Below are 15108 nucleotides of genomic sequence, written 5' to 3'. Positions count from 1 at the left end.
GTTGGTTATTCACTTCTTAACGACTTCACCGGGTTCATCAGGGCTGCTTTAACAGCCTGAAAGCTGATGGTGATCGCAGCAATAAGCAGGGCCATAATGCCGGCTGCGCCAAATATCCACCAGCTGATATGGATGCGGTACGCAAAGTCCTGCAGCCACTTGCTCATTACCCACCACGTAGCAGGAATAGCGATCACAAAAGCGATCAGTACCAGGTACAGGAATTCTTTGGACACCAGTACCAGTAGCTGTTGCACTGAGGCTCCCAGCACTTTTCGGATACCTATTTCTTTCGTCCTTTGTTCAATGGTATAAGCCACCAGCCCAAACAAGCCGAGACAAGCGATCAATACGGAAATAATAGCAAACAGTGTGAACAGTTTGCCACTCTTTTCTTCGGCGGCATATTGGGCGGCAAAGCGCTCATCGAGAAACGTATAGCTGAATGGTATGCCCGGGCTGAATGACTCCCAGTTCTTTTTCATATCAGCTATCAGGTTCTTGATATCCGTTGTTTTGATCTTCGTGATCACAGAGCCGCCGTTGCGTCCCATCAACATCATGAGCGGGGCGATCTTTTGCTTGGCAGTGGTAAAGTGAAAATCTTTTACTACGCCTACAATGGTAAACTCCTTGCGGCCCGAGCGGACGATAGTACGGCCAATGGGATTACCATTGATGCCCAATTCCTTTACAGCTGTTTCATTCACCAGTACGCCCGATGAATCGGATGGAAAGTCGGGAGAAAAATTCCGGCCTGCTGCCACTTTCATGCCAAGCGTGGGCAGATAGTCGTAGTCGACGCGGTAGATGCCGGCCTGTATTTCATTGTGCGGATCGTTCTGTTGCAGCGGCTTCACAAATATCTGTGTGCCATCCATGCGGCCGTTGGCGGGTGCCGACCAGGAAACGGTAGCATTGACTATACGGCTATCCTGTAACAGTTGTTGCTTGAAAGCTGTTTCATTATTGCCCAATGCATAAGAGTCGTTGACGATGAGCACCTGCTCTTTATCGTACCCCAGCTTTTGGTTTTGCATAAAGTTCAGCTGCCGGTATACGATGATAGTGGCCATAATGAGCGCTGTTGACACCACAAACTGGAATACAACGAGGCTGCCGCGCAGCAAGCTGCGGCGGGGCTGTGCCGATAAAGCGCCTTTTAATACCTTAATGGGCTTGAAGGATGATAAGAAGAACGATGGATAGATGCCTGCTACGATGCCGGTAAGCAAGCTTACACCAAAAGCTATCAATAAAGAAGTGAATTGTAAGAAGAATCCAACATGGATCTCCTTACCTGCCAGTTGGTTGAAGGCCGGTAATAATGCATATACGATGCCCAATGCAATAATGGTAGCAAAGAGACTCATCAATATCGACTCTGCCAGGAACTGTGCTACCAGTTGCCCTTTCAAAGAGCCCATCACTTTACGGATGCCTACTTCTTTTGACCGCTTGCCTGCACTGGCGGTAGACAGGTTGGTGAAGTTTACACAGGCCAGCAAGAGAATGAACACGGCGAGCGCTCCAAAAATATACAGGTAGTAAATATCGCCATTGGGTTCCAGCTCAAACTTGGTGTTGGAATGCAGGTGAATATCTGTAAGAGGTTGCAGGTAAAAGCGGAAGGTATTCACCGACTTTTGCGCTTCTGCCAGCGAAATACCCATATCCTGCTGTATTTCCGGCACTACGTATTTTGCTACGAGTTGTGGCAGTTTAGCTTCCAGTTGTTTCGCATCAGTGCCCGGCTTCAGCAACAGGTACGTCATGTGCGACACATTGCTCCATGTCTGACGCCGGTCGCCGTCGCGGGCAATAGTGCTCATAGCTATATCGAAATGGAAATGGGAGTTGTCGGGGATCTTATCAAAAACGCCCATTACCGTACAACTTTCATCGCCAAAGCTGATCGTCTTGCCCAAAGCTGATTCCTTATCGAAATACTTAATAGCCGTAGCCCGGGAGATCACGATACTATGCGGATCGGTCAACGCTGTTTTTTGATCTCCTTCTATTAAAGGAATAGAGAACGTACTGAGGAAGTTGGGATCGACGACAGCTACTTTTTCTTCTTTGAACTGCTTGTCGTTGTACCGGCCAAAAAGGCGGCCGCCATTCCTGTACTTGGTGAAGGCGCTTACTTCGGGAAAGGCGTCCTGGATACCTTCTCCCACGGCAACATCTACCAACGGAAAATCGGTAGTACTGCCATTGGCATCGAGATGAATGCCCACGCGGTATATGTCTTCTGCATTGTCGGCATAGCGGTCATATGACAACTCGTTGTACACATAGGCCGCTATGAACATAAAGCAGGTCAGTCCTACGGAAAGACCGAAGACATTGATAAAAGAAAAAGCTTTGTTCTTTACCAGGTTACGCCACGCGATTTTAAAATAGTTTTTGATCACAACTGTTGTTTTATGTTGCCACCCATCAATACTATTCACTTCTTAAACTCTTTACGGGATTCGTTACCGCTGCTTTGATAGCCTGGAAGCTCACGGTAAGCAAGGCGATAGCCATAGCGCCAAGGCCGGCAATCGTGAATATCCACCACGATATAGGCGTGCGGTATTCATACTGCTGCAGCCACTGGTGCAATACATACCAGGCAATCGGAATAGCAATGACGCAGGAAATGATCACCAGCATCACAAAGTCCCTCGACAGCATTTTCCAGATATTGGTTACGGAAGCGCCTAACACTTTGCGTACACCGATCTCTTTGGTACGGCGCTCTGCTACGAAAGAGGCCAGTCCAAACAAGCCAAGACAGGAAATGAATACAGCGAGGATGGCGAAAAAGGTAGCGAGATTGCCGATGCGCTCTTCATCCGAGAACTTCTTGGCATATTCCTCGTCAATGAATTGATATTCGAATGGACTGCCCGGATTATTTTTCTTAAATATGGGCTCCAGTTTGGTCAGGGCATCCTTCACTGGTACCGTGGGCTTGATGCGCATGGTAATGACACCTGTCCAGCCATAATCGAGAAAGAATACGGTAGGTTTTATGGGAACATAAGGCGATTCCATGACCATGTCTTTTACAACGCCGATCACCATCTTTTCTTTGTCATTCCATTTGATGACCTGCCCAACAGGGTTTTTGAATCCGGTAAGTTTTACGCCCGATTCGTTAAGGATGATCTGACCGGTATCGGTAGTAAAGCTTCTGGAGAAATCGCGACCTTCTTTTATTTGCCAGCCGATGGTCTTTCCAAAATCGTGGGTAACGGCTACGATGCCAAAGAGCGGTACAGAGTTGGGATCTTTTCCTTTCCAGTCGAAGCCAATCTGGTTGCTGTATACAGCAGTGGAAGGGCTGGACGATTCGGCCATGTTTTCGATTACACCAGTTCCCAGCAACTCGCTGCGGAGCGCATCATAGTGGCCATACAATTGCTCGGTATTGATGCCTACTGTGATGAGCCCTTCGCGGCTGTAGCCAACCGGACGACTCTTTGCATATTGAATTTGCCTGAAAACGATGATGGTGCCAATGATGAGTGCTATAGATACGGTAAACTGTATTACCACCAGTATTTTGCGCGGCAGGGCGGCAAAGCGGCCGGTACGGAAAGTACCTTTGAGCACTTTTACCGGGTCGAAGCGCGACAGGTAAAAAGCCGGATAACTGCCGGATACGAGTCCGGTAAATACTGTAAAAGCCAGCGCCAGTATCCAGAAGACAGGATTGCTCCAGGGCATACTGATCTCTTTATCAGCCATGCTGTTGAAGAACGACAGCGACAGTAATGCCAGGCCAATGGACAGGATGAATGCGATAAAGGCTACGAGCACTGATTCACCAAGGAACTGCCCGATAAGCTGGCTGCGAAGAGAACCCATTGTTTTGCGGATACCCACCTCTCTTGCACGCTTTTCACTTCTGGCAGTAGAAAGGTTCATGAAGTTGATACACGCCAGTATCAATACAAATATGCCAATAATGCCAAACAGCCATACAAAAGTTATACGGCCGCCATCGATTTTACCATTGGTGAATTTGCCATAGAGCCGCCAGTTACTCATGAGGTGTACCACTGCGCGTTCATCACCTTCTTTGAAGTGCTGCCGGGCAATGTCCCTGATCTTGGCTTCTGCTTTTTTGTAATCAACTTTATCATTGAGCTGTACATACAACTGCCACGAGTGATTGCCCCACTGAGTCTGTGACTCTTTCAGCCAGGGCTCTGTTGTGATGTATTTATCCCAGGGGATCAACAGCTTTGTTTCATATAGGGAAGTATTGCGTGGGAAGTCTTCATACACACCCGCTACCGTCATGTCCATCTTATTGTCAAACTTCACCGTTTTGCCCATCGGGTCGGCATCGCCAAAAAGTGCTTTGGCCAGCGATGCTGCGAGCAGGGTAGAGGAAGGATCTTTTAAACCATCGATACTGCCTTTCACCATCTTCAGGCCAAACATGCCAGGAAATTCCGGCTGCACCCACATACCATTCTTGGTGATCTTTTTATCACCTACCGCCAGAATATGGCCAAAGTTCCAGGAAGCAAGCGATGCTTTCTTGAAATCGTCCGTGTACTTGGTGCGCAACTCCAGACCCAAAGGAATGGATACGGCAGGGCCGGTACCAGTTTCCCCATTGAAGGTTTGGGTGGTCATGATCTGTGCCAGCCGGTTGTAATTGCTATGGTATTTGTTGAACGATAGCTCGTCCCATATCCATAAACCAATGAGCAAGGCTATGGCCATACCGGTGGAGAGACCAAGAATATTGATCACTGAATACATCCGTCCCTTGATCAGGTTACGGAAGGCGATGGTGAAATAGTTTTTGAACACAGCTTATGTCGTTTAAATGGTTGTTACTTATTCATTACTCTTCAGACTTTTGACCGGGTTGGTGAGCGCCGCACGAATGGCTTGCGAACTCACGGTAGCCAGTGCAATGATCAGGGCGATAATGCCTGCCAGTATAAACACCACCGGATTGATGGAGGTACGGTAGGCAAAATCCTGCAGCCATTTTTCCATAGCCAGCCACGCAAGCGGAGTGGCTATCACAATGGCAATCAGCACCAGTTTCATAAAGTCTTTGGCAAGCAGGGTAGTGACAGCTGCTACAGAGGCGCCCAACACTTTGCGTATGCCGATCTCACGGGTCTTCACTTGTGCTGTATAAGTAGCCAGCCCAAAGAGGCCCAGACAGGATATGATAATAGCGATGCCGGCAAATACATTGAACAATTTACTCGTCCGCTGATCCGATCTGTACAGACGGTCATACGTATCATCGAGGAATCGGTATTCGAACGGAAAGCCTGCGTTGTATTGTTTGTACTTCTTCTCCACGGCAGCAATGGCCTTGGCGGCATCTTTACCGTTGGTTTTTACATACATCAGGTAGTTGGCTTGCTGATGTAGAAAGCCAACAGGTTCTATTTTATTTTTGAGAGAGGCTGAATGAAAGTCTTTCACCACGCCGATGATCTGTGCTTTTACGTCCCAAAGCTGAAACCATTTGCCAATAGGGTCTTTGATACCCGCTTCGCGTACGGCCGTTTCATTGAGAATGATCCTGCTTGAATCAGCTTTATCACCCCGGAAATTCTGGCCGGCTACAAATTCCAGTTTTAACTGTGGGATGAATTGGGCATCGATGGCCATGGGATGGATCATGAAACTGCTGTTGGGGTCTTTACCTTCCCAGTCAGTATCGCCGGTGGTGCTGCTTAACTGAATAATGTTACTATTGGCGGATGTGATGCCGGTGATGCCGGGTTGTTGCAACAGTTCGGCTTTTACCGCATCATAGTGCTGTTCCATGTCCCGCATATTCACGGTGAATATATGCGTCTTGTCGAAACCGAGTTCTTTGTCACGTATGAAGCGCATCTGGCTGCCGATGATCAGTGTGCCGATGATGAGTATTACGGAAAAAGAGAACTGGGTAACTACCAGCACCTGCCTGAACCGGGTGCTGCCAATGCCCATACCTACTTTTCCTTTCAATGCCAATATGGGTTTGAAGGAACTCAGCAACAGGGCAGGGTAGATGGAAGATGCGATCAGCGTACCTAAGATAGTTATGCCAATGGTGCTCCATACACCTGCATCCAGGAGTTGAAAAGAGCTATTCTTACCCGACAAAGTATTGTAAAAAGGCAGCAGGGCATAAATAAGAACAATGGCCAGCAAGGTGGCCAGTACGAACAAAATGATGGTCTCCACAATGAACTGCAGGAACAACTGCAATTTAGCAGCGCCTATGATCTTGCGTACACTCACTTCCTTAGCCCGCAGCATAGAACGTGCGGTAGAAAGGTTCACATAATTGATACAGGCGATCAGCAACAATAGGATAGCCACTACAAAAAATATCCGCACCATTTGCATGGAACTGCTGCTGCCATCAGGCGCATACAGATGCATTTTGTTGAGAGGCTGCAGGGTGTAAGTGGTATTCTCGGAGTCTGGATGATGCTTATGCTGTATGTCGGTAAGCTTTTTTTCAATAGCGGCAGTGGAAGTGCCGGGTGTGATCTGTATGAATGTAAGCGCATAATAATTGCCCCAATCTCCATCCATTGACTTCCAGAAATCATCTCCCACATACTTTTGTGCATAGCGTTCTATAGGAAACAGCATATCGTATTGAATACTGCTGTTGTCCGGGAAGTCGGCAATTACGCCCCGTACGGTAAAGTTCTCTTTGTTGTCAGCCTTGATCACTTTACCAATGGGATCTTCATTACCAAAGTATTTCTGTGCGGTGCTGGAAGTTAGCAGGATAGAGTTATTATCAGGGAAAAGCTTTGCTTTGTTACCACTCAGGACCGTAAAGTTGAAAAGCGAAAAGAATGCAGGATCGATATAAGCTGCTTTAGTAGCCTTAAATTGGTTGTCGCCGTATTGAAACACAGCGTAGTCCCAGTTGTCTACAATACGTACCGATTCTTTTATTTCCGGAACCTGGTTTTTGCCATACACTCCAATAGGCGCGGGCACACCTCCCCAGGATTGTTTGGAGCTTCCCGTACCAAGGTTGGCTACCACCCGGTAAGTTTGAGGTGCATTGGCATGAAAGCGGTCATAGCTCAACTCGTCCTTTACCCACAATAATATGATAAGACCAACTGCCAGGCCAATGGCAAGCCCAAACAGGTTGATGGAACTATAGAACCTGTTGTTCCATAAATTTCTCCAGGCGGTCTTGAAATAGTTCTTTATCATGAATAAAGCTTTGATGTTAACTATTCACTTCTCAAACTATTCACAGGGTTCTTCATAGCAGCTTTTACCGATTGCAAACTGAGGGTGATGAAAGCAATCAACAAGGCGACAATGCCGGCTACCGCAAATACCCACCAGGCAATGTTGATCCGGTAATAGAACGACTGCAGCCAGTTGTGCATCGCATACCACGCAATGGGTGACGCAATTACAATGGCGATCAATACCAGTAACAGGAAATCTTTTGATACCAGTTTCACAATATGTGGCACGCTGGCGCCCAGTACTTTTCTGATGCCGATCTCTTTGGTACGTTGCAGGATGGCCAGCAGCGCAATGGCAAACAGGCCCATGCAGGAAATGAGTATGGCCAATACGGCGCCACTCATAAATATTTTAGACAGCTTGGTTTCACCGCTATAAGTACGGTCGGTATTCTCATCGAGGAAGGAACCGAGGAAAGGCGCTTTGGGGTTCACTTCCTTCCAGGCTGTTTTGATCACATCCATAGAAGCAGGCAGGTTATCTGGCTGCACGCGGATGAAGATGTACGACATGCCCCAGTTGGGTCGAACGGTCATTGTCAGCGGTGCCAGTTCACGGTGCAGCGATTTAAAATGGAAATCTTTTACAACACCAAGCACCTGCAGTTTAGAACCATCGAGGTCCAGTACTGCGGTGAGCGGGTCTTTTTCACCCAGCTGGCGGGCCATGGTTTCATTGATGATCACACCGGTAGTATCCATACCAAAGCTGCGGGAGAAATCACGGCCCGAGAGCAGCTTGATATCCATGGTCTTGAGGTAATCATAATCTATCCGCAGCCAGTGCGTTTTGATGCCCTTATTCTTATAATCGAAGCCCATCATGGAAGTAGAGGAGGAGCCGTCACGGCCACGCCCCATATTCATGTCAGTACCGGTTACGCTTATGATACGGGATTCTTTAGCAAGACGGGTACGCAGGAGCGCCAACGCCTTCTCGGGGTCCATAGTAGAGCCTATCGGCAGACTGATCACTTGTTGCTTATTAAATCCCAGTGGTTTGTTGCGGAGATAATCGAGCTGCTGCCAGATGATCATGGTGCTGATGATGAGCAGTGAAGACAAAACAAATTGTACAACCATTAAAGTGTTGCGTACTCTGTGCGATCTACCTACAGGCAGTTTACCCTTTACAGTTTCTACTGTTTTGAAAGCAGAGACCATCCACGCAGGATAACCACCGGCAAACAAAGTAACCAGCAGGAAGCCAACTATGATGTAGACGATCACCAATGGTGAACGTAATATATCGACGGACATAGCCCGGTAAAACACCTGTTTATAATATGGCAGCAGGAGATAAGCAATGCCAAGTCCCACTATTAAAGCCAGCAGGCTCACGATCAGCGCTTCGCCCCAGAACTGGGAGATCAACTGCCAGCGCATAGCGCCTAACACTTTGCGGATACCAATCTCTTTAGAGCGGGTGAAAGAACGCGCCAGCGACAGGTTCACAAAGTTCACACAGGCAATAAACAGGATAAAGCCGCTGATGATGAGCAGCAGATAAGGATAAAACCGGCTTACGCCGCCACCCGAACCTCCGATATTGCTAAAGTGGATATCAGTAAATGGCAACGTGCGCAGGCGCAATAATTCTCCTTCCTTGTCCGGCTTGGCGCCATCACGCTTCATGCTGGTGAGCTTGCCATCATAATACTTATGGATGAAAGCGAAAGTCTGTTTTTCGAAAGCGGCTACATCTTTTTTATCCCGCAGCTGTATAAATACTTCGTGATTATCTGCATCCCATACATTTAGTAATTCCTTATAACCAGGAAAATGTTCAAACCTCGTCAGGATGTCGAAAGTAAAGCTGGAGTTGTTGGGGAAATCTTTGGCAACGGCTGTTACGGTGTAAGATTCCCAGTTATCACCGTCTTTCATTTCAACGGTTTTGCCAACAGGGTCTTCCTTGTCAAACAATATCTTCGCACAATACTCAGTGATCACGATATTATTCAGCTCACCCAGCGGAGTTTGTGCATTACCGCTTTCGATAGGAAAGGTGAATATCTTAAGGAAGTCCGGATCAACGGCCCGGATGCTGAGGTCTACTTCCTTATCCTTGTAGCGCACGATGTCCTTGGCACTGCTGCCGTAGCGCGTGATGTATTCTACGTCGGGGTATTCCGCTTTCAGGGAAGGCGCGAGGGGCACAGGCATCGAGGAACTGCTTTCTTCACCACGCGGGTTCTGCTCCTTGAAATACAGCTGGTAAATGTTCTTCTTATTCGTATGGAACTGGTCATAAGACAGTTCATGATAGGCGGTAAGAGACAATAACAGGGCTGCTGCAAATGCGATGGCCATACCAAATACCACAATCACGGCAAACGTTTTATGCTTCCACAGATTGCGCCATGCGATCTTGATGTAATTGCTGAACATAGTTTCTTAATTGTTTAAATTGGATGGTATGGCCAGCACAGGATAATTGGATAAGGTCGGTTAAATAGCTTGAGCGACTTGTTAGGCCTTACTTACTTGCCCTCATTAGGAGGCATGATCGAGTCCATCACATGCTTGGCAATGGCATCTTTCTCTTCTTTGGTCATTCCGGTCACATCGAATTCTTTCTTGTAGTCATGCAATTTCTTACCATCGATCTTTGCATAAACCTCTACACTCATCTTATCGCCATTGTGGGTAACGGACTTTTTGATAACAGTACTACGGTTACAAGCCACCAGTACCAGCAGAACAACTGAAAGACTAAAAGCAATTTTATTGATGGATTGGGTGTTTATCATAAATCTTCAATGTTTATATAATTAGGACTCTCGACGCTGAACTCTCGACTCAAGACTCTCTACTCATTTCTAAGGCTCTTTACCGGATTTGCCGTCGCTGCTTTGATCGCCTGGAAACTGATGGTGAACAAGGCAATCGCTACAGCAATGATACCAGCTGCTGCGAAGATCCACCAGGCAATAGTGCTTCGATACGCAAAATCCTGTAACCAACTGTTCATGGCATACCAGGCAACAGGGAAAGCGATCACCGCAGCGATGCCCACCAGTTTCAGGAAGTCTTTTGATAAGAGCATTACGATGCTGGAAACAGAGGCGCCGATCACCTTGCGGATGCCGATCTCTTTGATCCGCTGGTTGATCGCAAAGGCCGACAGTCCAAATAATCCCAGACAGGCAATAGCGATGGCAATGCAGGCAAACAGGGTAAAGATGGTGCCCTGTTGTTGTTCAGACTTGTACAGGTCGGCGAATCTTTCATCGAGGAATGTATAGTCGAAAGGAATTTCGGGCAGGAACTGTTTCCAAGTGCTTTCTATATGAGCCAGCGCGGCAGTCATATTGTTGCCCGATACTTTTACCGACATTCTATTATAGCGTGCATCTTTCGGGATAACGAGCACCAGGGGAATGATACGCTGGTGCATGGACTCGAAATGGAAATCGTTGAATACACCGATGATCTTACCTTTCTGATCGCCATAGCGAAAGTTTTTGCCAACAGCTGCTTCATCGGAAAGTCCCATCACTTTTACGGCCGCCTGATTGATCATGAAGCTGGCTGTGTCCAGTCCATAATCGCGGGAGAAAGCCCGTCCTGCTACTACTTTTACCCCATAGGTAGCGATAAAATCCTGGTCGGCTCTTACGTTTTTGATATCGGCGCTGACGTTAGCGAGCGAATCGCCTTTTTCAATGGAAGCCCCTTGTGAGTCTAAGAGCCGGCCTGTAGGGATACGGGACGAACGTGCGATACTCTTGACGTTGGTATTGGAAAGCAAGGCTGTGCGGAATGCATCATAGCGGTCTACAAGCCCATCATTATAAGAAAGCGTAACGATGTGTTCCCGGTCAAACCCTAACGACTTCTCCTGCATGTACTTCAGTTGACGGTATACGACTGCAGTAGCTATAATCAGCATGATAGAGATGGCAAACTGAGTTGTTACCAATACCTGGCGGAAGGAAATATTGGCGCCGCCTGTTTTCATAAACCCTTTGAGCACTTTAATAGGCTTGAAGGAAGACATGAACAGGGCGGGGTAGATGCCGGCGATCAAACCCACAATAAAGGGAGCAACCAGTATTGGAATGATAATCTGCCAACGCAACAGAGATGTTATAGACAGCGTTTGTCCCGATAACTGATTCAGGAATGGTAGCAATTGCCAGGTGAGCAACGCGGCTAATATCAGAGACATCCAGGTGATCAATGTAGACTCGCCGAGGAACTGGAAAATAAGCTCCCTTCTTTCGGCGCCTACAACCTTGCGGATGCCAATTTCTTTTGCCCTCAGTACAGAGCGTGCTGTAGAGAGGTTCATGTAGTTGATACAGGCAATGAGCAGGATGAAAAGAGCGATAGCGGAGAAGATGTACACGCGCTTGATATCGCCATTCTCTTCCAGTTCGGAATCAAGGTGTGAGTGAAGGTGTATATCGGTGAGTTTTTGCAGGGAAAGCTGCGTCCATTTAGATGTTTTAACGGGCGCGCCGGGGTTCATGTGCCGGTCTAAAAAGGCCGGAAACTGTGCTTCCAGTTTGGACGCATCATAATTGGCCGGCAGCAGCATGTAGGTATAAAATGCATTATTGCCCCAGTTGGTACGGAGGTTGTTTTCCCCATAAATGGCGGAGTCTTTCAGGGTATTGAAAGACAATAGCAGGCGCGGATGAAAATGTGCATTGGAGGGAAGTGGCTTATAAACACCGCTTACTTTGAACGTGATCTGATTGTCGAGCCGGATCATTTTGTTCATCGGGTCTTCCTTCCCAAAATATTTCTCTGCTATTTCTTCTGTGAGCATTACGGTGTAAGGGTCTTTCAGGGCGTTGGCCGGATTACCCTTGCTTACTTTTACATCGAATATGTCCATGAACTGCTCATCGGCAAATACGGCCTGACTTTCATTGAACACTTTGTCCTGGTAGCGTATGCTCAAAGTACCGGCTGTCAATATGCGGGTGATCTTCTCTATTTCTTTGAAGTCATTAGCCAGTAATGGTGCAAAAGGGGGGGCTACAGCACCAAGGTTGAGATTGGTGGCGCCGGTTTCGGCATTCCTGAACAGGCGCGTAACGCGATAAGTACGATCGGCATTCTTATTGTACTTATCATAACTCACCTCATGCAGGATATAAGTAAAGATGAGTAAACAGCAGGTAAATCCTACGGTTAGGCCAAAGAGATTAGTGAAGAAGATAAACCTGTATTTGAGCAGGCTGCGGAACGCTATCTTCAGGTAATTGTATATCATGACTATAGTTTGCTTTTAGCTTTTAGGTGTTGGGTATTAGCAAAGCCGTGCCTTTAGCTGGGGTCAGCTAACACCTAATGGCTAACGGCTAAAAGCTTTTTCTTATACCATTATGTTCTCCAGTACGGCCTGTCCATCCAACATGCGGATGATGCGGTGGCTATAGCGGGCATCATGTTCAGAGTGCGTAACCATCACGATGGTAGTACCTTGCTCATTCAGGTCAGTAAGCAGTGCCATCACTTCATTACCGTTAGAAGAGTCGAGGTTACCGGTAGGCTCATCCGCCAGGATCAGCTTCGGATTGTTCACCACAGCACGGGCTACGGCTACACGTTGTTGCTGACCACCCGACAGTTGTTGAGGGTAGTGGTTACGGCGGTGCATGATCTGCATTTTGTCGAGCGCTTCTTCTACACGCTTTTTGCGGTCGGCAGATTTAACACCAGTATAGATGAGGGGAAGTTCTACATTTTCAAATACGGTCAGCTCGTCGATCAGGTTAAAGCTCTGGAATACGAAACCGATGTTGTGCTTGCGCAGGTCGGCCCGTTTGCGCTCATTGAAGTGAGCAATTTCCTGTCCATTGAAAACGAAGCTGCCGGCATCGGGATCGTCAAGCAGGCCGAGGATATTCAGGAGGGTAGATTTACCACAACCTGAAGGCCCCATCACGGCTACAAATTCGCCTTCCTTTACTTCAATAGACAGTTTGTTCAACGCCACAGTTTCTACTTCTTCTGTACGGTAGACTTTCTCGAGGTCTGTGATCTTGATCATGTTATATGTTTTGTTGTGTGACCGGAATCCGCTTCCGGGGGATTTTTATATGATTAGTTCCTGAATATGATGCTATAGCCGGGTAGAAAACCGGTAGCAGCAGGTATCGCTGTTTCGGCCTCAGCAGCCTCTGAATTACCACCCTTTTCCATTGGCAGGATAGCGCTGTTGGTGCAGCCCGAAAGCTCACACGGAGGCGTGCTCCTGTTGGAAGAAGCGCCCAGCGTACAGCACAACAGCAGCAACAAGGCGTAAGTGTTCTTCGTTTTCATGACGTTTGTCTGTTTAGTTGTTACTTTTTTGTAGGACGATCCCGGGTTAGTATTTGTTACTTTTTAAAGAGACTCTTTTTACGATCAATTGTTTCAATTCTTTTTCAACACCAATTCCTGCATATCACCATAATTCTCATAGCTGGAAGTCACTACTTTATCACCAGGTTTCAATCCTTCCAACACTTCATAATAGTCAGGGCTTTGACGGCCGAGGTTGATGTTGACCTTATAAGCTGTATTGCCGCTCTCACTCACTTTGAATATCCAGCTGCCACCGGTTTGCTGATAGAAACCACCTTTCGCCAGCAGGACCGCTTCAGTTTCGTCACTCAGTGCCAGACGGATCTGCAGGGTTTGACCACGGCGGATGCCTTTGGGCACTTCGCCTACAAACTGCATATCTACCTGGAAGCGACCGGCTGTTATCTGTGAATAAACTTTGGTAATGCGGAGCTTGTAAGATTTGCCGGCAAAGTCGAAAGTACCGGTCAGTTCATTGTAGATGCGCGACAGGTAATGCTCGTCGATATCGGCCCTTACCTTGAAGCCACTCAGTACGTCGATCTGGCCAAGGCGTTCACCTTTGTTTTTATTCTGGCCCAGCTCAGCATCCAGAGAGGTTAGCTGTCCATCTACAGGTGCACGAACGATCAGGTCGCCTACTTTTTTACGCGTCAGGTCCAGTGCATTTTGTGAACCTACATACAGCTGACGCGCTTGCGCTATCTGCTGGTTGGTAGATACACTGTCCTGGCGCAGGATCTCTTGCGTAAGCTTCATTTTCCGCACCTGGTAGTTATAAGTGTTCTCAGACTGACGGAATTCCTGTTCGCCGATCACTTTTTGGTCAAACAGTTTTTTATTGAGTTTATACAAACGCTCTGCTTCTTTCAGGCTATTCTCTACGTCGGTCAGCTGGTTGAGCTTGGTCACCGTATTCTGTTGCGCGTTGTTGCTGGCGATCTGCATCTGCGTAAGCAGGTTATACACCGATGTTTCCTGGTTCACCAGGTTGAGCGCGAGGTCAGGGTTAGAGAGGCGCAGGATGGGCTGTCCCTTCTTCATGATGGTGCCGTCTTCTACTAATTTCTCTTCTACCCGGCCACCTTCCTGTGCATCGAGGTAAATGGTAGTGATGGGCAGTACCACGCCATTGATGGGAATGGTTTCCTGGAAAGCACTTTTCTTAACCTCACTGATCGTAATACGTTCTGTATCTACATTCAGGCGTTTTTTGCCGGAAGTGAAATAAATGCTTGCGCCGATCAAACCAACAAGGGCCACAATCCCTCCGATCGTTAATAACTTCTTGGTTGTCCATTTCTTTTTAGCAATGACTCTGTCCACGGTGTAAAACTTTTTATTTGAATTAGCTTTTTTAAAAAGAACCATCCGGCTGGCTGATGGCCGGATGGCCAATGTAACAATCACATGAGAAATATCTAATTGTCCTATAAGGAAAGCAACAACGTGCCAGAATGCAATACCTATGATTTACAGAACCTTATCCCACCCATATCTACGAATCTGTTCGTTACCGCTACAACTACTGTCCGGTTTCGATACA

General features: G+C 47.3%; 9 protein-coding genes. All 9 read right to left on the bottom strand.

The genetic code is table 11. The features are described 5' to 3' along the window. Positions 1–5: 5 nt before the first annotated feature. The 9 genes from AC5JBY_RS22200 to AC5JBY_RS22160 all read right to left on the bottom strand — a co-directional run bounded on the left by AC5JBY_RS22200 (position 6) and on the right by AC5JBY_RS22160 (position 14888). Positions 6–2417 (bottom strand): ABC transporter permease, encoded by a 2412-nt coding sequence (locus AC5JBY_RS22200; protein ID WP_495906851.1) that lies wholly within the window; start codon positions 2415–2417, stop codon positions 6–8. A 31-nt stretch (positions 2418–2448) separates the two neighbouring features. Continuing rightward, complete coding sequence (locus AC5JBY_RS22195) at positions 2449–4821, bottom strand: ABC transporter permease (protein ID WP_495906850.1); 2373 nt, start codon at positions 4819–4821, stop codon at positions 2449–2451. Positions 4822–4848: 27 nt separating this feature from the next. Beyond that, positions 4849–7212 carry an ABC transporter permease gene (locus AC5JBY_RS22190; RefSeq protein ID WP_495906849.1) on the bottom strand — a complete coding sequence of 788 codons (2364 nt, stop codon included), beginning with the start codon at positions 7210–7212 and terminating at the stop codon, positions 4849–4851. Between the two features lie 20 nt (positions 7213–7232). Beyond that, entirely contained in the window at positions 7233–9647 is a 2415-nt protein-coding gene (locus tag AC5JBY_RS22185) for an ABC transporter permease (protein WP_495906848.1), read from the bottom strand. Positions 9648–9739: 92 nt separating this feature from the next. After that, positions 9740–10009: a hypothetical protein gene (locus AC5JBY_RS22180; protein WP_495906847.1), complete on the bottom strand. Its 270-nt coding sequence runs from the start codon at positions 10007–10009 to the stop codon at positions 9740–9742. Positions 10010–10068: 59 nt separating this feature from the next. Beyond that, positions 10069–12486, bottom strand: coding sequence for an ABC transporter permease (locus AC5JBY_RS22175; protein ID WP_495906846.1), 2418 nt, complete (start codon positions 12484–12486; stop codon positions 10069–10071). 102 nt (positions 12487–12588) lie between these two features. Beyond that, complete coding sequence (locus AC5JBY_RS22170; RefSeq protein WP_119050756.1) at positions 12589–13266, bottom strand: ABC transporter ATP-binding protein; 678 nt, start codon at positions 13264–13266, stop codon at positions 12589–12591. A 53-nt stretch (positions 13267–13319) separates the two neighbouring features. Then, positions 13320–13538 carry a hypothetical protein gene (locus tag AC5JBY_RS22165; protein WP_495906845.1) on the bottom strand — a complete coding sequence of 73 codons (219 nt, stop codon included), beginning with the start codon at positions 13536–13538 and terminating at the stop codon, positions 13320–13322. Between the two features lie 93 nt (positions 13539–13631). After that, positions 13632–14888, bottom strand: a complete 1257-nt coding sequence (locus AC5JBY_RS22160; RefSeq protein ID WP_495906844.1) for an efflux RND transporter periplasmic adaptor subunit — start codon at positions 14886–14888, stop codon at positions 13632–13634. Positions 14889–15108 lie beyond the last annotated feature (220 nt).

The organism is Paraflavitalea sp. (genome assembly GCF_059502485.1).
The sequence above is the reverse complement of the archived record's forward strand: the minus strand, read 5'-3'. Positions and strand labels throughout refer to the sequence as shown.

Excerpts from the sequence above, each read along its gene's own strand:
- AC5JBY_RS22190 (WP_495906849.1), bottom strand. The coding sequence starts at position 7,212 with ATGATAAAGAACTATTTCAAGACCGCCTGGAGAAATTTATGGAACAAC.
- AC5JBY_RS22185 (WP_495906848.1), bottom strand. The coding sequence starts at position 9,647 with ATGTTCAGCAATTACATCAAGATCGCATGGCGCAATCTGTGGAAGCAT.
- AC5JBY_RS22180 (WP_495906847.1), bottom strand. The coding sequence starts at position 10,009 with ATGATAAACACCCAATCCATCAATAAAATTGCTTTTAGTCTTTCAGTT.
- AC5JBY_RS22175 (WP_495906846.1), bottom strand. The coding sequence starts at position 12,486 with ATGATATACAATTACCTGAAGATAGCGTTCCGCAGCCTGCTCAAATAC.
- AC5JBY_RS22170 (WP_119050756.1), bottom strand. The coding sequence starts at position 13,266 with ATGATCAAGATCACAGACCTCGAGAAAGTCTACCGTACAGAAGAAGTA.
- AC5JBY_RS22165 (WP_495906845.1), bottom strand. The coding sequence starts at position 13,538 with ATGAAAACGAAGAACACTTACGCCTTGTTGCTGCTGTTGTGCTGTACG.